This is a genomic window from Pseudomonas sp. G166 (assembly GCF_037027455.2).
Classification (GTDB): domain Bacteria; phylum Pseudomonadota; class Gammaproteobacteria; order Pseudomonadales; family Pseudomonadaceae; genus Aquipseudomonas.
Genome location: NZ_CP146985.1, coordinates 1,080,546 through 1,100,170 on the forward strand (window position 1 = coordinate 1,080,546; position 19,625 = coordinate 1,100,170).

The window sequence follows — 19,625 nt, forward strand, 5'->3', positions numbered from 1 at the left end:
GCTAGAGATGCATGCTCGGATGGGTCAAGCGATGTTGTTGCAGGATGTATTGGCGCAAGCGTTCAGTCTCGTCCTGATCATTCTGACTCAGATGGTAGGCAAATAACCCTTGGGCCGTTTCCCGCTCGAAGGTGCCTCGCAACGAAATTCTCTCGTAGCCTGACGGGCTGAACCACAAGGCGAATTGCTTCGGTGGCCTGGTACGGCTGCGGCTTTCCAGCAACACGCCTTTACAGGACACCTCATGAACCCAGAGAGGTCCTGGCTGGTTCCTGGCATCTTCCAGCGCCACTGGCTCCTCAAGCACCAAGCGCCATGGGCGTACCTTCGGTCCGTCCTCATAGATACTCGGCACACCCAGGCGCAAGTGCATCGCATGGAATTCGTCTTCCACCAGATGCAACGGGAAGGTCATCTGCTGGTTTTCGAAATTGGCTTGCAGCGTGACCTGCTCATTTGCCGCCAGGCGTGTCAGCAAGTCACGGATCTGCGATCCACCGTTTACCAACAAGCTCGACGTGACATCCCGCTCATTCAACTGCGGGTTGTGCTGCATGGTCCGGATGAAATCCAGTTCATCCTGGGTCAGTAGGGCATCGCGCTGCATGGTCTGCTCGAAATGATGATTTACATTTTCACTGGTGATTGTAGTGACTGACCGTTAATTCGTGGTTTTGTTTGCGCCGTTCGTCGCCTCGAGCCGGGCAATCGTCTCCCGCGCTTCGGCCAGTTCCTTTTCCAACTGGGCGACGCGCTGTTGAGCCTTGACCTGGGTCGTGACGTCTTTCTGTACACCGACGAAGTAGGTGTGCCCATCCGCCTCGTTTTTTACCGTGGACAGAGACAACTCATTCCAGAATGGCGTGCCGTCCTTTCGATAATTGCGCAGTACCTCGCGGCAGGCGCCGCCGTCCTTCAAGGTCTTGCGAATGTGTTCGAGGGGAGGTTGGTCGCGATCACCCGACTGCAGGAACCGGCAATCCTGATAAAGGATCTCATCGCGGCTATAGCCGGTCAGCCGTTCGAAAGCCGGGTTCACATAAATCAGGATATTGTCTTCATCGCCTTCTTTTTCGGCGACGACAATCCCATCGTTCGAAGCATTGATGACCAGTTGCATCAGTTGCGCGTTGATCATGGAGAGAGTCCTTTGAACGTCCTTGTTGAAGCAGCATTCTAGAAGAAACCGTCTGGCTGTCCACTGGCCATTATGGGGCGCGGATTAAGAGCGATTCGCGCTCCCTGAAGGCGTAACTGTTACCATCTCGGTTCTTTTATTCAAGTTCAGGACCCGATTGATGAAAGTCGCCATCCTTTCCGGCTCGGTATACGGCACCGCCGAAGAAGTCGCCCGGCACGCTGCCAAGCTGTTTCGCGATGCGGGCCTCGAAGCCTGGCACGACCCTCGCGCCACCCTGGCGGATATCCAGGCATTCGGCCCACAGGCTTTGCTGGCGGTGACCTCTACGACCGGCATGGGCGAGTTGCCGGACAATGTGATGCCGTTGTATTCGACCCTGCGCGACCAGTTGCCGGCGTTGTTTCGCGGCCTGCCCGGCGCGGTGATCGGCCTGGGTGACGCCAGCTATGGCGACACCTTCTGCGCAGGGGGCGAGCAGATGCGCGAGCTATTCGCCGAGCTGGGCGTGGACGAGGTGCTGCCGATGCTGCGCCTGGACGCCAGCGAAAGCGTCACCCCGGAAGCCGATGCAGAGCCATGGCTCGGCCAGTTGATCGATGCCTGGCGTGGTTGACGCCGTTGGCCGGGCATCTGGGCTACCGCTGCGCTGACCCGCTCGGCCAGTAAGCTGGCTGCCAATGCAACTACCGGCCCCGCTGGAGCTGACTAGACTGGATTTCTTGTGTATCAAGTTTCTATGACGAAACTCATATAAATAATAAGAAACCAAGAGGGGCCGAGCCGTGAGCGTAGCACCCATCCAATCGACACTCAGCATCAAAGACCAGGTCAGTGCAGCCGAATGGCAAGCCCGGGTGGACCTTGCCGCCTGTTATCGGCTTGTCGCCCTGCACGGCTGGGATGACCTGATCTTCACCCATATTTCCGCCAAGGTCCCCGGAACCGAAGACTTCCTGATCAACCCATTCGGGTTGATGTTCCATGAGGTGACCGCATCGAGCCTGGTCAAGGTCGATCAGGCCGGCAATAAGCTGATGGACAGTCCCTACGAGATCAATCCGGCCGGCTACACCATCCACAGTGCGGTGCATGAGGTGCGTCATGATGTGGCTTGCGTGTTGCACACCCACACCGCTGCCGGCGTCGCGGTTTCGGCACAGAAACAAGGGGTGCTGCCGATCAGTCAACAATCGCTGTTCGTGCTATCGAGCCTGGCTTATCACGCGTATGAAGGGGTGGCCCTGAATCATGAAGAAAAAGCCCGTTTGCAAGCGGATCTGGGCGACTGCAACTTCCTGATGCTGCGCAACCATGGCCTGCTGACGTGCGGCGGCACCATCGCCGATACCTTCCTGATGATGTTCACCTTCCAGCGCGCCTGTGACATCCAGGTCCTGGCTCAGAACGGTGGGGCCGAACTGATTGCCATCGAGCCGCAGATCCTGGCTGGCGCCCGGGCGATGATCGCCGGGGTGACCAGAAGCGCCCAAGGCATGGGCGGCGCACTTGCCTGGCCGGCACTGCTGCGCAAGCTCGATCAGCAAGATTCGGGCTACAGGAGCTGATGCCAAATGACCCAGATTCCCCTGCGTATCTGGCGCCAGCGCGGCCAGACCTTCATGTTCCAAGGCCATGCCATCCATTACTGGGTGGCGGGGCAGGGCGAGCCGCTGCTGCTGATCCACGGTTTCCCTACCGCCAGTTGGGATTGGCATTACCTGTGGCAGCCGTTGGCGCAGCGTTATCAGGTGATCGCGTGTGACATGCTCGGTTTCGGCGACTCCGCCAAGCCTACGGATCATGTCTACAGCCTGCTGAAACAGGCCGATCTGCAGCAAGCCTTGCTGGCGCATCTGAAGGTGAAGCAAGCCGTGCATGTGCTGGCCCATGATTATGGCGACAGCGTGGCCCAGGAACTGATCGCCCGACATGGCGAGGCGCGCGTGCAAATCGCCAGCTGTGTATTTCTCAATGGCGGTCTGTTCCCGGAAACCCATCGCCCGGTCCTGGCGCAAAAACTGTTGCTCAGTCCCCTGGGTTGGCTGCTGGGGCGGGCGTTCTCCCGGCAAAGCCTGGTTAAAAGTTTTCAGCAGATTTTCGGCCCCAACACCGCCCCCACCGAAAGTGAGCTGGATGATTTCTGGAGCCTGGTGCAAACCCATCGCGGTCCGCGGATCATGCACAAACTCATCGCCTATATCCCCGAGCGGCGGGTGCAGCGTGATCGCTGGGTGCAAGCGATGCAGCGCGGCGAAGTGCCGATGCGGGTGATCGACGGAGCGTTCGATCCGATTTCCGGTGAGCACATGGTGGCGCGCTACGAGGCCTTGATTCCAAACCCGGACACCGTGCTGCTGCCCGACATCGGTCACTACCCGCACACCGAAGCGCCGGTGCAAGTGCTCAAGCATTACCTGGAATTTCGCGAAGCTATCGCCATGCCGAGCAGGCAAATGGCTTGTTCATGACGATTTAGCACTGCAGGAGCAGACTTGTGGGAACGGGCATGCTCGCGAAGGCGTCGGCATCCATCACATGGGTTGACTGAAAGACCGCTTTCGCGAGCAAGCTCGCTCCCACAGGATGACAACAGGCCTTCCTCTTGCGCTCCCCCAAAAACTATGTGGAGCCGGCTTGCGATAGCGGTGCTGCTGCCAGCAGGAAAATCGAATATGCCGCTGTGGCCTGGGCCTGCATCATCCCCCCACCTTATCGGCCACCATTCACTCTCAATCGTGTTGATTGTGACCGGCCGACTTGTGCCGGACACTCGTGGTCAATGTCCTGTCGGCCTGCTGGAGTTCTGCCATGAATGAGTCTGTGCGCTTCGAAGATAAAGTCGTGATCGTCACCGGAGCGGGCGGTGGCCTGGGGCGCGCCCATGCGCTGCTGTTCGCCAGGCAGGGCGCGAAAGTACTGGTCAACGACCTGGGCGGTTCGGCGCAAGGGGAAGGGGCCAATGCTTCGGCCGCGGACCGGGTCGTGGCCGAAATTCGCGAAGCCGGCGGCATTGCCGAGGCCAATCACGACTCGGTGACCGATGGCGACAAACTCGTTCAGAATGCGCTCGACGTGTTTGGCCGGGTCGATGTGGTGGTCAACAACGCCGGGATCCTGCGGGACAAGACCTTTCACAAAATGGACGACGCCGACTGGGACCTGGTCTACCGCGTCCACGTCGAAGGGGCCTACAAAGTCACCCGCGCCGCCTGGCCGCACCTGCGTGAGCAAAACTATGGACGGGTGATCTTCACGGCTTCCACGTCCGGTATCTACGGCAACTTTGGCCAATCCAACTACGGCATGGCCAAGCTCGGCCTGTATGGCCTGACCCGCACCCTGGCCATCGAAGGCCGCAAGAACAATATCCTGGTCAATGCCATCGCCCCCACCGGCGGCACCCGCATGACCGAAGGCCTGATCCCGCCACAGGTATTCGAACAGCTCAAGCCAGAACTGGTCAGCCCGTTGGTGGTGTACCTGGCCAGCGAAGCCTGCCAGGAAACTTCTGGGTTGTTCGAAGTGGGCGGCGGCTGGATGGGCAAGGTGCGCTGGGAGCGCAGCCTGGGGGCCGGCTTTGACCCGCGCAAAGGTTTCTCGCCCGAAGACGTCGCCGCCCATTGGCAGCAGATCTGTGATTTCGAAGATGCGGTACACCCCAATGACAACCTGGAAGCGTTGAAGGAAATGATGGCGAACCTGCAGCGCTACAGCATCTGACTTCGCTACCTCGCCCCGTTGCCGTCAGGCGCGGCAACGGTGGTCAGGGGAAGTATTTTTTCACCAGCGCCGCCAGGTTGGCGGCAGTCTCGATATCCATCACACCGTCATATTTCGCCTGCCGAAAGTGCAGCTGGAAGGCCCGCACCAGGCGCTGGAAACCCGCAGCGGTGGTGGCTGCCGAGGTGTCATAGCCATATTTCCTGAACAGCCCGAGCAGTTGCTCGCGGGTCGGCAATCCGTTGCATTGGTAGGCCTGCGTGTAGGCCCTTTGCGTCGGCTCATCGAACCAGGCGCCAATGCCTTTGGCGTACAACGCCTGCCAGGGAAACATCGGACCGGGGTCGCTTTTTCTGCCGGCAGCAATGTCCGAATGCCCCACCACGTTGACCGGGCTGATGTCGGGATAGCGCTCGAGGATGTTCAACGCCAGGTATTGGATTGCCTCGATTTGCTCGGGTTGATAAGGCGGGAAAGTAAATTGCCCTTGGTTGTCGGTGGCAAGGTTGACGATTTCTACGCCGATCGAGGTGTCATTCAAGTTATTGCGACCGCCCCAACTGCTCACCCCCGCGTGCCAGGCACGCTGGTTCTCGTCCACCAGATTGAAAATCTGCTGTTCCTTGAAACCTGCTTTCACATAGCTCGGATCGCTGATGTCCGGAATAAGGTAATGGGCGCTGACCGAAGCACCGGTCAATGCGTTGATAGAGGATGAAAAGTTAGCGGCGGTGTAATGAAAGACCAGGAAACGAACTCGGCTGTTATAACCTTTTATTGATCGATAGCTGCTGTAGTCGATTGGCGTCATAGAGAACTCACTGAAGTTTAAAGTCGAAGCAGAATGCGGCGACTGACTTTCAGCCTATCAGTGAATTTTTAACGGGCACGTAGTGGGTTTCTCGCTTTGTTGTAGGAACAGGCGTTTGGATATCTGGGAATTGATCATTAATGGAAGCAGGGTGTGTACGCCATTTCTTATGGCGAACTCTGGCGGTGATGTAGGGAGTGAGAAACTTTAGTTGCGGATAAGTCGGCATACTAAAACTGCAGTTTTAGCACGACATTACAGAGGCTGACTCGCGTCAGAATTCATGCGGTGTATCGAGGTTCGTTTAACGAATCCTTGATGTGCGCCAGCAAATAACCACACATAAAAAAGGCCGCTGCAAAAGCAGCGGCCTAAACATGACGTTGCAAAGGAGCTACAAATCAACGTCGGTGTACACGGGATGATGGATCGATACGCCAATCCATCCGAAGGACGGTGCGTCAGGCACGAGGGGAGCCATGACGACTTGTGCTTGCAGGCCCGTTGCTCTGCAAGCCCGGCCAGCATAGGGATCGAGCCCGCTGGGAAACAGCCCGGATCCGGACATGCACCTTTGCAGGGCGTGCAACAGTCAAAAAAACGCGATGAATATGCGCGGCGCTGATAGTCCATCATCCAGTCCGTTCATGCCCGGCGCAAAGGCCCGTACCGCAAGGCCTGTCATCCTTTCGAGGTACAGCACGAATACCTCCTTGGTGCGCTTATCGCCCATGGCGGGCGGCAGTAGGGTGAAGCCTCTGTCACTCACCGGGGAAGACGCATGACAACAATAACAATGCGCGCCATCTTCAAGCCGCAGGCGCTGGCCGTCGCGGTGGCCTTGGGTTGCTGTGCCCAGGCGCAGGCCGTTTCATTCAACATTGGCGAGATCGAGGGGCAGTTCGACTCCTCGCTGTCCGTGGGCGCGAGCTGGGGCATGCGCGATGCGGACAAGGACCTGATCGGCACGGTCAACGGCGGTAGGGGCCAGTCCTCCACCGGTGACGATGGGCGACTGAACTTCAAGAAGGGCGAGACCTTTTCCAAAATCTTCAAGGGCCTGCACGACCTCGAACTCAAGTACGGCGACACCGGTGTGTTCGTGCGCGGCAAGTACTGGTACGACTTCGAACTCAAGGACGAGAGCCGTCCGTTCAAGGACATCAGCGACAGCAATCGCAAGGAAGGCGCCAAATCGTCAGGGGCGCAGATCCTCGATGCCTTCGTCTACCACAACTATTCCATCGCCGATCTGCCGGGCACGGTGCGCGCCGGCAAGCAGGTGGTCAGCTGGGGTGAGAGTACCTTCATCGGCAACTCCATCAACAGCATCAACCCGGTGGACGTGTCTGCGTTCCGTCGTCCGGGTGCAGAGATCAAGGAAGGCCTGATTCCGGTGAACATGTTGTTCGCCTCCCAGGGCCTGACCGACAAGCTCACCATTGAAGGGTTCTACCAACTGGAGTGGGACCAGACGGTTGTCGACAACTGCGGCACGTTCTTCGGCAATGACGTGGTGGCCGATGGTTGCACCAGCGGCTACACCGTGGGCAGCCCGGCGATTGCGCCATTCGTACCACTGACCCAGGCGTTCGGCCAGGGCATTGAGGTGTCCAGCGAAGGGGTCGTTATTCCCCGCGGCGGTGACCGCGATGCACGGGATTCCGGCCAGTGGGGCACGGCGTTGCGCTGGCTCGGCGATGACACCGAATATGGCCTGTACTTCATGAATTACCACAGTCGCACGCCCACTGTTGGTACTACCACTGCCGGGCTCTCTACGCTGGCGGCCCTGCCAGGGATGATCGCGGTTGCCAACGGTATCTCTCCCGGCAGCGGTGCGGGCCTGGCGCAAAGCGTGATGCTGGGACGCGGTCAGTACTACCTCGAGTACCCCGAGGACATCCACCTGTACGGCGCCAGCTTCTCCACCACGCTGCCTACCGGCACCGCGTGGACCGGGGAAATCAGCTATCGCCCCAACGCACCGGTACAGCTCAACACCAATGACCTGACCCTGGCCCTGCTCAACCCGATTGCCGGTGGCGCGGCCTCACCTATTGCCACCTCGGCAGGTGCGGACAACACCGGCTACCGCCGCAAGGAAATTACCCAGGTCCAAAGCACCATGACGCACTTCTTCGACCAGGTACTGGGCGCCGATCGCCTGACCTTGGTGGGCGAGGCCGCGGTGGTGCACGTCGGCGGGCTGGAGTCCAAGGACAAGCTGCGTTACGGCCGCGATTCGGTCTACGGCCAGTACGGCTTCAATGGCGACACCGACGGCTTTGTCACTTCGACCTCCTGGGGTTACCGCGCCCGGGCGATTCTCGACTACTCCAACGTGATCGGTGGTGTGAACTTCAAGCCTAACGTGTCCTGGTCCCATGACGTGGCCGGCTACGGCCCCAATGGCTTGTTCAACGAAGGCGCCAAGGCCGTCAGCCTCGGCGTCGATGCCGATTACCGCAATACCTACACCGCCAGCCTCAGCTACACCGACTTTTTCGGCGGCGATTACAACGTTCTCAAAGACCGCGATTTCCTCGCGTTGAGCTTTGGCGTGAACTTCTGATCTGGCTGACAAGGAAAACCCTATGCGCAAGATGATTCTGCAATGCGGTGCCCTGGCCCTGAGCCTGCTGGCCGCGAACGTGATGGCGGCAGTCTCGCCGGATGAAGCGAACAAGCTGGGCACCACGCTCACGCCAATCGGTGCGGAAAAGGCCGGCAACGCCGATGGTTCGATCCCGGCCTGGACCGGCGGTATTCCCAAAAACGCCGGTGCGGTGGACAGCAAAGGCTTCCTCGCGGATCCGTTCGCCAATGAAAAACCACTGTTCACCATCACCGCTGCGACCGTGGACAAGTACAAGGACAAGCTGTCCGAAGGCCAGGTCGCGATGTTCAAGCGCTACCCGGAAACCTACAAGATCCCGGTCTATCCGACGCACCGCAGCGTGGGCCTGCCGCCGGAAATCTACGAAGCGGCCAAGCGCAGTGCGCTTAATGTGAACGCGATCAACGATGGTAACGGCCTGGCCAATTTCACTGGCAACCGCTACTACGCGTTCCCGATTCCCAAGAACGGCGTGGAAGTGCTGTGGAACCACGTTACCCGCTATCACGGCGGCAACTTGCGGCGGGTCATTACCCAGGCCACCCCGCAAACCAATGGCAGCTTCACGCCGATCCGCTTCGAAGAAGAAATCGCCGTGCCATTTCTGATCAAGGACGCCGATCCGGAAAAGGCCAGTAACGTGCTGACCTATTTCAAGCAGTCGGTCACCGCCCCGGCGCGTCTGGCCGGTAACGTATTGCTGGTGCACGAGACTCTCGACCAGGTGAAGGAGCCGCGCCTGGCCTGGATCTACAACGCCGGCCAGCGCCGTGTGCGTCGCGCTCCGCAAGTGGCCTACGACGGCCCGGGTACCGCCGCCGACGGCTTGCGCACCTCGGACAACTTCGACCTGTTTTCCGGCGCGCCGGACCGCTACGACTGGAAGCTGATCGGCAAAAAGGAAATGTACATCCCGTACAACAGCTACAAGCTCGATTCGCCAAACCTCAAGTACGACGATGTGATCAAGGCCGGCCACATCAACCAGGACCTGACCCGCTATGAATTGCACCGGGTCTGGGAAGTGGTTGGCACGGTCAAGCCCAGCGAACGGCACATCTACGCCAAGCGCCACATGTACTTCGACGAAGACAGTTGGCAGGCGGCGCTGGTGGACCACTACGACGGTCGCGGCCAATTGTGGCGGGTGGCCGAAGGTCATGCGCAGTTCTACTACGACCACCAGAACCCGGGCTACACCCTCGAAGCACTCTACGACATCATCGCCGGTCGCTACATCGCGCTGGGGATGAAGAACGAAGAGAAGCACAGCTACGAGTACGGTTTCGAAGCCAGGGCGGCGGACTACACGCCGGCGGCGCTGCGTTCGGAGGGGGTGCGTTAAGGACTGGCGGTTGGAATGACAACTGTGGCGAGGGGGTGAAATCCCCGCCACAGAGTGGTGCCTGGCTGAAGGAAATCATGATGACCGGCAGTGAACCTGCCGGTCATTTTTTATGGGCGCCAATCAACGCGCTGAATACTTCTCCAAAGGTGAGCAACACAGGACTAGGGTGATGAAACAATAATAAACAGGATCCTCGCACATGACCGCCATGACTCCGTGTCCGGATCGTCCTGGATTGTTGCCTCGCCTGTCCTCGACGCATGTACCACGGCGGTCCTTGAGCGAGCCTTTGCTGACCTCCGAGGCGCGGGTAAAACTGCTTTGCGCGCCGGCGGGCAGTGGCAAGAGTGCGTTGTTCGCCGAATGTTTCCTCCAGGCCCCCGCCGGATGTCGGCTGCACTGGCTGCCCCTGGGCGGCGCGGCGCTGGACACGCCGCAGATGTGCGAGCGCTTGGCGCATACCCTTGGCTTGCCCACGCTGGATGAAACCGGGCTGTTGGCGCATCTGGCGCGCTTGCAGACGCCGACCTGGCTGTTCCTGGATGATTATTGCCGGGTACCGAATCCCGAACTGGACCAGTTCCTGGACCGTCTGTTGAACGTCAGCAGTCCGGCGCTGCACTTGTGGATCAATAGCCGTCGCCGTCCGCACTGCAATTGGCCGCGTTTGTTGCTCGACGACGAGCTGCACGAGTTCGACACCCAGGCCCTGGTTTTCACCCTCGACGATGTCCAGCAATTGCTCCGTCATCTGCCCACTCCCCAGGCAGCCCGCACGGCCCGCGAAGTGATACAGCGCAGTGGTGGCTGGTGCGCCGGGGTACGCATCGCCCTGCTTGAACGCTGTGAATGGGCGCGCCGTCACGCATCGCCGGGGCGGCCAGGGACCTTGCATGATTACCTTGAGTACGAGCTGTTCAGCACGTTGACCCCGGACCTCGCGCAGGCCTGGCGCGTGCTGGCCCATTTACCGCGCTTCAATGCCCGACTTTGCGAGCACCTGTTCGGCGACACGGTGGGCGCCGAATGCCTGCCTTTGTTGCTGGACCTGGGGTGTTTTATCGAGCCGTGGGAGCAGTCTTGCGACTGGCTGCACATTTTTCCACCCCTGGCCCGCCTGGTCCGTGACGAGCCTTGGCCGCAGGGGCGCTCCTGGCATCGACGGGCCTGTCAGTGGTTTGCTGCCGAGCAGGACTGGCAAATGGCATTCGAGCAAGCCATGTTGGCTGAGGAGTTTGAGACCGCCGTCAGCTTTTTGCAGCACCTGAGCTTCGAGCACGTATTGCAGCGCAACAACGTCGTGCTGTTGCTGAACCTGCATGACCAACAAGGCGAAGCGTTGATGCTCGGCACGCCGCAGTCGGTCGGGTTGGTGACCGCCGCCCTGCTGTTCGCCGGGCGCTTCGATCAGGCCTCGGCGTGCATCGAACAACTGGCCAGGTTCGTGCCGCAACCCCAGGCTTGCCAGCAGCGACAGGTGCTGGCGCGCTGGCAGGTGTTGCGGGGGTGGCTGTTGCACCTCGCGGGTGATGGCGAGCCGGCACGCGAGCATTTCCTCCAGGCCCAGACCAGCCTGGATCCCGAAGCCTGGGCCCTACGGCTGCTTTGCCTGTCAGGGCTGACGCAGCAAGCGCTGCTCAAAGGTGAATTGGCTTCTGCCCAATGGATCAACCGGCAGGCGTTATGCCTGGCACGGGCCCATGGCTCGCTGGTATTTGAAGGGTTGCTGGAGTTGGATCACGCCCAGGTGCTGGAACAGCGCGGCGCTCCCCATCGGGCCGATCATCTGCTGGACGCAGTCCAGGCATTGCTCGATAGGCCAGGCCAGGATTTTTCCGCGTTGTCGGGGCGTATTGCCCTGCGACGCGGGCGCCTGGCATTGCGCATGGGGTTTGAAGAGTTGGCCGCCGAGCAGTTTCAAGCCGGCCTGGAAACCGGCCTGCACAGCCAGGACAAGCAAGTGCTCTATGGCTTTCTCGGTAAAGCGACCCTGGCCGCCAACCAAGGCGACTACGGCGAAGCGTTCATGCAACTGCGCGATGCTGAGCGGATCATGCAGCAGCGGCACATCCCCGACACGGTGTACCGCGGCGTGTTGCTGCAAACCAGCTGCCAGTTCTGGTTGCAGCAAGGGCGCCCGGAACTGGCCCATGAGGCCTTGACCCGCGTGTTGCGGCATTTTCACGGACCGCAGGCCAAGCATGCGCCTCCTGCGACACTGGAGTTGATTCCGCGCCTGGAATACCTGCTGGTGCTGACCGAGGTCTACTTGCATCGGGAGCGGGACCCGCAAGCTCGCCTGGAGACTATGATCGCCCAGGCGCGGCAGCTGGAAATGCATGGCCTGGAAACTGAATTGCAGTTGGCGCTGGCTGAAGTGGTCTGGTTGTCTGCCGACCGTGCCCAGGTTCACACGCTCATGCAGGAGGGCCTCAAACGAGTCGCTTGTTATCGGGCGCAGCAAGCGTTGTGTGAGTTGCGTTTGCGCCAACCCGACCTGTTGCATTGGACCCAGTCGGCCGCGCCCATCGAGCCGCTGGCGCCAAGCGCTGAAGAGACGTTGCTCAGTCACCGGGAACTTGAAGTGTTGGAATTGATTGCTCAAGGTCATTCAAACCAACAAATTGCCGAACAACTGTTCATATCGTTGCACACGGTAAAAACCCATGCGCGTCGGATACACAGCAAGTTGGGGGTGCAGCGGCGTACTCAAGCGGTGGCGAAGGCTAAAGTCATGGGGGTGATGAGTTAGATCGAGAATAACGAGTGGCGGTCTTTACGCGCTCTTACATTTGTCTCTTTACAGTAACGGGATTGGCTGATGTATAACTGAGCCGACGGATCGAGCAGGAAGTTCGACCATGACATGAAAAGGATGTTTATGAATACTCAGTTATTTTCTTCTTACTCTGAAAAACTGCTCGCATTGAAGAAAACTCGCGTGGATTTTGCCGTGCAGGTACTGTTGGGTCGCTATCTGGAAGCGCTGGGCGTCGACCCGTTCAGGAGTTATCTGAATACATTGGCGGACTTTCCAAATCCTCAAGTGGGCGCATCCGAAACCCTGTTCGATGAGGCGCTGGCCTGGGTTGAGAAACAGCAGGTGCCCAATTATGCGCAAGGCATCAGTAACGTTTTCAGCAAGCGTTATTCCTTTGCCGCGCAAGACCGTATCAAGTCGCTGGATTTAATCATGTTTGAAAAAATCGTAGCGGATATCGTCACCAGCCTGACGGCAAAACCGGCAATGGATTTATCCCGGCGTTCCATCAGGACTTTGTCCGTCGAGGAACTTCATGGCGCATTGAAAGTGCACTTGCCCGGGGTCGATCTGGATAAAGTCTACGTCACCGGTTTTGTAACCCATGACACCGGTGAGCGAGTGGTGTCATCTTCTCAAGCACTGATCGACTATCTACTGGAGCATTTCAGCAATAACGACATTCCCTATCACTGCAAAGGTGATCACCAGGCTATTTATATGGTCGCCTTCAGCGGTGAAGAACGTGATCTCCATCCACGGCTGGCGCCCGCTCACCTCAATGATTTATTGATCAGGATTGTCCCGGATTTGCTGATCTGATCCTGGACCTGCCTCATACCCCATCCGCCAACTCACGGCCCGGCTCGCCGCCAGCAATCGCTGCGCCGCCGGGCCGTTTTCATCGGCGTGGAACAGTGAGGTCGGACCGACGATGGTCATCACTGCGGTCACCTGGCCAACGGCATTGAAGACCGGGGCGGACAAGGCATCCACACCGGGCATCAGCAAGCCGTGTACGTGATGCAGACCGCGATGGCGGATCTGTTCGCACAGGGCGGCATAAATCTTGTCGTCGGCCAGGGCATGGCTGCTGGTGCCGCTCACTTCCTGCTCACGCAATCCGACGGTCTCGCGCTCCGGCAGATAGGCGCTGAAGACCAACCCTGTGGACGAGCTGAGCAGTGGTAATACCGAGCCCAGTTGGGTGACCACGGTTACAGCCCGCACGGCGGGCTCGATCCGCACCACGGTCGCGCCGTGGTTGCCCCACACCGCCAAAAAGCAGGTTTCGTTCAAGTCGTCGCGCAGCTCGGCCAAGGGCAGGGCGGCCACTTGCAGCACGTCCATGCCGTTCAACGCGGCCAGGCCCACGCGCAAGGCCTCACGGCCCAGGCCGTAGTGGTTGGTGGCGGTGTTCTGCTCGGCAAACCCGCTGGCGATCAAGGCCTGTAGGTACCGATGGACCTTGCTCGCCGGCATCTGCACGTGTTCGGCCAGGCGCGACAGTGACGTGGAAGGGGAGAGTTCGGCCAGGGCCTTGAGAATGTCGGTGCCGACTTCGGCCGAGCGAACTTTCTGTTTACCGTTGTTGGGCGGGTTTTCCATGGAAGCGCTGGGTCCAGAGGCGAGTGGGCGTCTTTATAGCTTGACGGTCGCTGCCTAGCAAATTACGTTATGCGTAATTGAATTACGATAAAAATAACCCGGTGCGCCTCAAGCTTCTTCATGGAGCTACGGGCCGCACTCAGTCCTGTATTCAGGAGGCCCCATGCACCTCGATTCCCCAGCGTCGGACCTGGCTTACCAATCAGGCTTCGGCAACGAATTTGCCAGCGAAGCGCTACCCGGCGCACTGCCTGTCGGCCAGAACTCCCCGCAAAAAGCCCCATACGGTCTCTACGCCGAATTGTTCTCCGGCACCGCGTTCACCATGACCCGCAGCGAAGCGCGGCGTACCTGGATGTATCGTATTCGGCCTTCGGCCAATCACCCGGCCTTCGTCAAGCTTGACCAACAGATAGCGGGCGGCCCGTTGGGTGAGGTCACGCCCAATCGCCTGCGCTGGAACCCTCTGGAACTTCCCGCCGAACCCACTGATTTCGTCGATGGGTTGGTACGTATGGCAGCCAATGCTGGCGCCGACAAACCGGCTGGCATCAGCCTTTATCACTACTGTGCCAACCGTTCCATGAAGCGGGTGTTCTTCAACGCTGACGGAGAATGGCTGATCGTGCCGCAGCTGGGCCGGCTGCGGATCGCCACCGAACTGGGCGTGCTGGAACTGGCGCCGCTGGAAATTGCAGTGCTGCCCCGGGGCCTGAAGTTTCGCGTCGAACTGCTCGATGCGCAGGCCCGTGGTTACCTGGCCGAGAACCATGGCGCACCGCTGCGCCTGCCGGACCTGGGGCCAATCGGCAGCAATGGCCTGGCCAACCCGCGGGATTTTCTGAGCCCGGTCGCTCACTACGAAAACCTCGCCCAGCCGACCACGCTGGTGCAGAAGTTCCTCGGTGAGTTGTGGGCCTGTGAACTGGATCATTCACCCCTCGATGTGGTGGCCTGGCACGGCACCAACGTACCGTACAAATACGACCTGCGCCGCTTCAACACCATCGGTACGGTCAGCTTCGACCACCCGGACCCGTCGATTTTCACCGTATTGACCTCGCCCACCAGCGTCCCCGGCCTGGCCAACCTCGATTTCGTGATCTTCCCGCCACGCTGGATGGTGGCGGAAAACACCTTTCGTCCGCCGTGGTTCCATCGCAACCTGATGAATGAATTCATGGGCCTGATCCAGGGCGCCTACGATGCCAAGGCCGAAGGTTTCTTGCCGGGCGGCGCTTCCTTGCACAGTTGCATGAGTGCTCATGGCCCGGACGGTGAGACCTGCACCAAGGCGATCAATGCCGAATTGGCACCTGCGAAAATCGACAACACCATGGCCTTCATGTTCGAAACCAGCCAGGTCCTGCGCCCGAGCCGTTTCGCCCTGGACTGCCCGCAACTGCAAACCGACTACGATGCTTGTTGGGCGTCGCTGCCTGTCACGTTCGACCCGACCCGGAGATAACCCATGACTCAACGTTCCCCTGCCCGTAGCTGGGTCGCCTCCGCCAACGGCCATGCCGACTTCCCCCTGCAGAACCTGCCGCTGGGCATCTTCAGCACCGACGGCGGCGCGCCCCGTAGCGGCGTGGCCATTGGCGAGCAGATTTTCGATTTGCAGGCCGCTTTGCAGGCGGGCCTGTTTGACGGCGCGGCGCGCGAAGCCGTCGAGGCGATGAAGGACGGCCAGTTGAATGCGTTCTTCGACCTGGGCCGCAGCGCCCGGGTGGCCTTGCGTGAACGCTTGCTGGAACTGCTGCGCGAAGACAGCTCGCTGCGGGGCAAGGTCGAAGCCCAGGGCGCGAAGCTGCTGGTCCGCGCAGCCGACTGCCAGATGCACTTGCCGGCCAAGATCAATGATTACACCGACTTCTACGTCGGTATCGAGCACGCGCAAAATGTCGGCAAACTGTTCCGTCCCGACAACCCGCTGCTGCCCAATTACAAATACGTCCCCATCGGTTACCACGGTCGCGCCTCGACCATTCGCCCGTCCGGCACCGATGTGCGCCGCCCCAAGGGCCAGACCCTGCCGGCCGGCCAGACCGAGCCGACCTTCGGCCCGTGTGCGCGACTGGACTATGAGCTGGAGCTGGGCATCTGGATCGGCAAGGGCAACGCCTTGGGCGAACCCATCGCTATCGGCGATGCCGCCGAGCACATTGGTGGTTTCTGTCTGCTCAACGACTGGTCGGCCCGGGACATCCAGGCCTGGGAATACCAGCCGCTGGGGCCGTTTCTGTCGAAGAGTTTCCTGACCAGTATTTCGCCATGGGTCGTGACGGCCGAAGCCCTTGAGCCGTTCCGTCGCCCGCAACCGGCGCGTCCGGAGGGCGATCCGCAGCCACTGCCGTATCTGCTGGACAAGCGTGACCAGGCTACTGGGGCATTCGATATCGAGTTGGAGGTTTTGCTGCTGACCGAAACCATGCGCGAGCAGAACCTGCCGGCCCATCGCCTGACCCTGAGCAATACCCGCTACATGTACTGGACCGTGGCCCAGATGGTCGCTCACCACAGCGTCAACGGCTGCCAGTTGCAGGCCGGTGATCTGTTTGGTTCGGGCACCTTGTCGGGACCTGAAAGCGGTCAGTTCGGCAGCCTGCTGGAAATCACCGAGGGGGGTAAAAAACCGATCGAGCTGGCTTCTGGCGAAGTGCGTAAATTCCTCGAGGACGGTGACGAAGTCATCCTGCGAGCCCGTTGCCGGGGTGACGGAGCGGCCTCCATCGGCTTTGGCGAATGCCGCGGCAAGATCCTGCCGGCGCGTTGAGGGGCAGGGCATGGAACTCTATACCTACTACCGTTCCACCTCGTCCTATCGGGTGCGCATCGCCCTGGCGCTCAAGGGCCTGGATTACCAGGCCCTGCCGGTCAACCTGATCGCTGTGCCTGGGGGCGAGCATCGCCAGCCGGCCTACCTGGCGATCAATCCTCAGGGACGGGTACCGGCGCTGCGTACTGACGAAGGGGCGTTGCTGGTGCAGTCGCCCGCCATCATCGAATACTTGGAAGAGCGTTATCCCCAAGTGCCGCTGCTCAGCACAGACCTGGCTGTTCGGGCTCATGAGCGAGGCGTCGCGGCGTTGATCGGTTGCGATATTCATCCGCTGCACAACGTCAGTGTGCTCAACAAGCTACGGCAGTGGGGGCACGATGAAACCCAGGTGACGGAGTGGATCGGGCAGTGGATCAGCCAGGGGTTGGCGGCGGTAGAGCAGTTGATTGGCGACCAAGGTTATTGCTTCGGCGCCGCGCCAGGGGTGGCGGATGTTTACCTGATTCCACAGTTGTACGCCGCCGAGCGGTTCAATGTGTCTTTGCAGGCGTATCCGCGGATCCGTCGCGTTGCGGCGTTGGCGGCTGCGCATCCGGCGTTCCAGCAGGCGCATCCGGCCAATCAGCCGGATACTCCTGCTTGATATCGAGGTTGGCCGATCCACTGCTATCGCGAGCAAGCTCGCTCCCACATTGATCCAGGTGTACGCAGATCAAATGTGGGGCGAGCTTGCTCGCGATAGCGATTCTACAGCCGACAAAAATGTGGGCCCCTTACAACAGGTCAATGCACAATCGAATTCGGCGGCAGATGCCCCAGCCGCTCCGTCAGCCGGATCCGCTGGATCGGGTCGTCGCTGAGCATCAGGGCGTGTTCAAGATCAAAGCGTTCGGCATTCGGGCAATCGAGCCGCTGGTACAGGCTGGCGCGGGCCAGGTAATCGGCGGCGCTGGCGTTGCCCAGTTCCAGCACCCGCTCGGCGTCGATCAGCGCCGCGATGTAATCATCGTTCGCCAGATGCAGTTGCCGAAGGTTGCGCGACAGGCGCTGGAGCATCTGCATCGGTTCGGCGGTGACCAGGTGCTCGGCCTTGAGCGGCATGTTCGCGCCATATTGGCGTTGCAGCAATTCCCGACAGTCATTGGGGTACAGCCGCCGGCCACCGCACGGGTCGAGTAGATGGTCGGCCCCGGGTACTTTCAGCAGGAAGTGGCCGGGGAAATTGACACCGACCATCGGAATTTCCAGGCCTCGGGCCAACTCCAGGGCTATCAGGCCCAGCGCCAGGGGCTGTCCGCGCTTGCGGGTGAGCACTTGGTTCAGCAACGCCGCACGAGGGCGCAGTGGCGTGAAATCGTCCTGGGCGAACCCCAGGTCATTGAGCCGTCGTAACAAGGGCTGGCCCAGCTCGCTGACCGGCAGCATCGGCAGGTCATGGCTGACCCGCTGCTGCAGCTCCTTGAAATCCTTCAGCAAGGCCGGTACGTCCACGTCGCGATCATGTTCGGCAGCGATCCACAACGCCGCTTCGAACAGCGCCGGTGGCGAACGGTGTAAACAGTCAAAAAAGGCTTGGCGCGGTTTCATCAAACTCTCCGGGCTATGCCTCGTTTTAGCTCTGCCTTGGATTTTCGTCCAGTCTCGGACAGACGCTGTTACAGGTTATGCCGAAATAGACTGACAGCCCCGGCGACTTATTCCGGCGTGCTCCAGCAAATTTCGACTGCACGCCTATACTGGCGAAACAAACAAAAGTGATTCGGGAGCCTTACGATGTTTGCTCTCATGCAAAGCTCCCGCCTTGAATCGCTGCACCTAAGCGTAGACCCGGCGACCGGGTTGAAGGCGGTGATTGCCATTCATTGCAGCCGTCCGGGGCCCGCCCTGGGAGGTTGTCGTTACCTTGCCTACCCCGACGACGAAAGTGCCGTGGTCGACGCCGTGCGCCTGGCCCAGGGCATGAGCTACAAGGCCGCCCTGGCTGGCCTGCCGGTGGGTGGCGGGGTGGCGGTGATCATGCGTCCGGCCCATGTCGAAAGCCGGGCCGCGCTGTTCGAAGCCTTTGGGCGCTGCATCGAGCAATTGGATGGTCGCTACATCACCGCCATCGACAGCGGCACTTCGGTGGCCGACATGGATTGCATCGCCCAGCAAACCCGTCATGTCACCAGCACCACGGCCTCGGGGGACCCGGCGCCCCACGCGGCGATGGGCGTATTTGCCGGCATTCGAGCCACGGCCATGGCCCGTTTGGGCAGCGATAACCTGGAAAGCCTGCGGGTGGCGATCCAGGGCTTGGGCAATGTCGGGTATGCCCTGGCCGAACAGTTGCACGCGGCGGGCGCCGAACTGCTGGTCAGCGACATTGACCCTGGCAAGGTGCAACTGGCGATGGAGCAACTGGGCGCGCACCCAATCGCCAACGATGCCTTGCTCAGCACTCCGTGCGACATCCTGGCCCCCTGCGGCCTGGGCGGTGTGCTCAATAGTCAAAGCGTGGCGCAACTGCGCTGCTCGGCCGTTGCCGGCTCGGCCCATAACCAGTTGAGCAACCTGCAAGTGGCTGATCAACTGGAGCGGCGCGGGATACTGTATGCACCGGACTATGTGATCAACTCCGGCGGCCTGATCTACGTGGCCCTCAAGCATCGCGGCGAAGAGCTGCCGACCATCACGGCGCACCTGTCCAAGATCGGTGCTCGACTCACCGAAGTCTTCGCCCATGCCCAGGCGGAGAAGCGCTCACCGGCCCGAGTGGCCGATGAGTTGGCGGAGCGTTTGTTGTATCGATAAGACATGTCGCCGCCTTCGCCAGTCGCTACAGGTTAATTGCA

The 19,625-nt window shown here is 60.3% G+C and carries 17 protein-coding genes; 12 read left to right on the forward strand and 5 right to left on the reverse strand.

The annotated features are described in order from the left end of the window. Nucleotide 1: 1 nt before the first annotated feature. Together SGN16_RS04685 and SGN16_RS04690 are read right to left on the reverse strand one after the other, a co-directional pair. Complete coding sequence (locus SGN16_RS04685) at nt 2-607, reverse strand: hypothetical protein (RefSeq protein ID WP_210642885.1); 606 nt, start codon at nt 605-607, stop codon at nt 2-4. Between the two features lie 54 nt (nt 608-661). Continuing rightward, nucleotides 662-1,138: a PAS domain-containing protein gene (locus tag SGN16_RS04690; RefSeq protein WP_335943368.1), complete on the reverse strand. Its 477-nt coding sequence runs from the start codon at nt 1,136-1,138 to the stop codon at nt 662-664. Between the two features lie 160 nt (nt 1,139-1,298). On the opposite strand from SGN16_RS04690, the gene SGN16_RS04695 reads away from it, so the two are divergent. The 4 genes from SGN16_RS04695 (at nt 1,299) to SGN16_RS04710 (ending at nt 4,861) form a co-directional block, all read left to right on the forward strand. After that, nucleotides 1,299-1,754 (forward strand): flavodoxin, encoded by a 456-nt coding sequence (locus tag SGN16_RS04695; protein ID WP_335943369.1) that lies wholly within the window; start codon nt 1,299-1,301, stop codon nt 1,752-1,754. 169 nt (nt 1,755-1,923) lie between these two features. Then, nucleotides 1,924-2,706: a class II aldolase/adducin family protein gene (locus SGN16_RS04700; RefSeq protein ID WP_210642888.1), complete on the forward strand. Its 783-nt coding sequence runs from the start codon at nt 1,924-1,926 to the stop codon at nt 2,704-2,706. A gap of 6 nt (nt 2,707-2,712) precedes the next feature. Then, a complete protein-coding gene (locus tag SGN16_RS04705) occupies nt 2,713-3,609 on the forward strand; it encodes an alpha/beta hydrolase (protein WP_335943370.1) in 897 nt (298 codons plus the stop codon). 340 nt (nt 3,610-3,949) lie between these two features. After that, nucleotides 3,950-4,861 carry an SDR family oxidoreductase gene (locus SGN16_RS04710; RefSeq protein ID WP_210642890.1) on the forward strand — a complete coding sequence of 304 codons (912 nt, stop codon included), beginning with the start codon at nt 3,950-3,952 and terminating at the stop codon, nt 4,859-4,861. A 43-nt stretch (nt 4,862-4,904) separates the two neighbouring features. On the opposite strand, the gene SGN16_RS04715 is transcribed toward SGN16_RS04710, so the two are convergent. Further along, complete coding sequence (locus tag SGN16_RS04715) at nt 4,905-5,672, reverse strand: N-acetylmuramoyl-L-alanine amidase (protein WP_335943371.1); 768 nt, start codon at nt 5,670-5,672, stop codon at nt 4,905-4,907. Between the two features lie 781 nt (nt 5,673-6,453). On the opposite strand from SGN16_RS04715, the gene SGN16_RS04720 reads away from it, so the two are divergent. From SGN16_RS04720 to SGN16_RS04735, 4 genes are all read left to right on the forward strand, one after another. Next, on the forward strand, nt 6,454-8,247 hold the full coding sequence (locus SGN16_RS04720; RefSeq protein ID WP_210642892.1) for a DUF1302 domain-containing protein: 1,794 nt from the start codon (nt 6,454-6,456) through the stop codon (nt 8,245-8,247). Nucleotides 8,248-8,269: 22 nt separating this feature from the next. Next, the gene (locus tag SGN16_RS04725) at nt 8,270-9,637 is read left to right on the forward strand and encodes a DUF1329 domain-containing protein (protein ID WP_210642893.1); all 1,368 of its coding nucleotides are present in this window, start codon (nt 8,270-8,272) and stop codon (nt 9,635-9,637) included. Nucleotides 9,638-9,839: 202 nt separating this feature from the next. Beyond that, the gene (locus SGN16_RS04730) at nt 9,840-12,392 is read left to right on the forward strand and encodes a LuxR C-terminal-related transcriptional regulator (protein ID WP_335943372.1); all 2,553 of its coding nucleotides are present in this window, start codon (nt 9,840-9,842) and stop codon (nt 12,390-12,392) included. 129 nt (nt 12,393-12,521) lie between these two features. Beyond that, a complete protein-coding gene (locus SGN16_RS04735) occupies nt 12,522-13,223 on the forward strand; it encodes a hypothetical protein (RefSeq protein ID WP_335943373.1) in 702 nt (233 codons plus the stop codon). On the opposite strand, the gene SGN16_RS04740 is transcribed toward SGN16_RS04735, so the two are convergent. Then, nucleotides 13,188-14,009 carry an IclR family transcriptional regulator gene (locus SGN16_RS04740; RefSeq protein ID WP_335943374.1) on the reverse strand — a complete coding sequence of 274 codons (822 nt, stop codon included), beginning with the start codon at nt 14,007-14,009 and terminating at the stop codon, nt 13,188-13,190. The two genes, SGN16_RS04735 and SGN16_RS04740, sit on opposite strands and share 36 nt — an antisense overlap. A 163-nt stretch (nt 14,010-14,172) precedes the next feature. Between SGN16_RS04740 and hmgA the strand changes: the two genes are divergently transcribed. The 3 genes from hmgA to maiA are packed head-to-tail and all read left to right on the forward strand — an operon-like array spanning nt 14,173 to nt 17,434. Continuing rightward, on the forward strand, nt 14,173-15,477 hold the full coding sequence (gene hmgA, locus SGN16_RS04745) for a homogentisate 1,2-dioxygenase (protein ID WP_210642897.1): 1,305 nt from the start codon (nt 14,173-14,175) through the stop codon (nt 15,475-15,477). 3 nt (nt 15,478-15,480) lie between these two features. Further along, nucleotides 15,481-16,785, forward strand: a complete 1,305-nt coding sequence (fahA, locus tag SGN16_RS04750) for a fumarylacetoacetase (protein ID WP_210642898.1) — start codon at nt 15,481-15,483, stop codon at nt 16,783-16,785. A 10-nt stretch (nt 16,786-16,795) separates the two neighbouring features. After that, nucleotides 16,796-17,434, forward strand: a complete 639-nt coding sequence (maiA, locus tag SGN16_RS04755) for a maleylacetoacetate isomerase (RefSeq protein WP_335943375.1) — start codon at nt 16,796-16,798, stop codon at nt 17,432-17,434. Nucleotides 17,435-17,574: 140 nt separating this feature from the next. On the opposite strand, the gene SGN16_RS04760 is transcribed toward maiA, so the two are convergent. Continuing rightward, nucleotides 17,575-18,378 (reverse strand): transglutaminase family protein, encoded by an 804-nt coding sequence (locus tag SGN16_RS04760; protein WP_210642900.1) that lies wholly within the window; start codon nt 18,376-18,378, stop codon nt 17,575-17,577. Between the two features lie 186 nt (nt 18,379-18,564). Between SGN16_RS04760 and SGN16_RS04765 the strand changes: the two genes are divergently transcribed. Then, a complete protein-coding gene (locus SGN16_RS04765) occupies nt 18,565-19,584 on the forward strand; it encodes a Glu/Leu/Phe/Val dehydrogenase (RefSeq protein ID WP_210642901.1) in 1,020 nt (339 codons plus the stop codon). Nucleotides 19,585-19,625 lie beyond the last annotated feature (41 nt).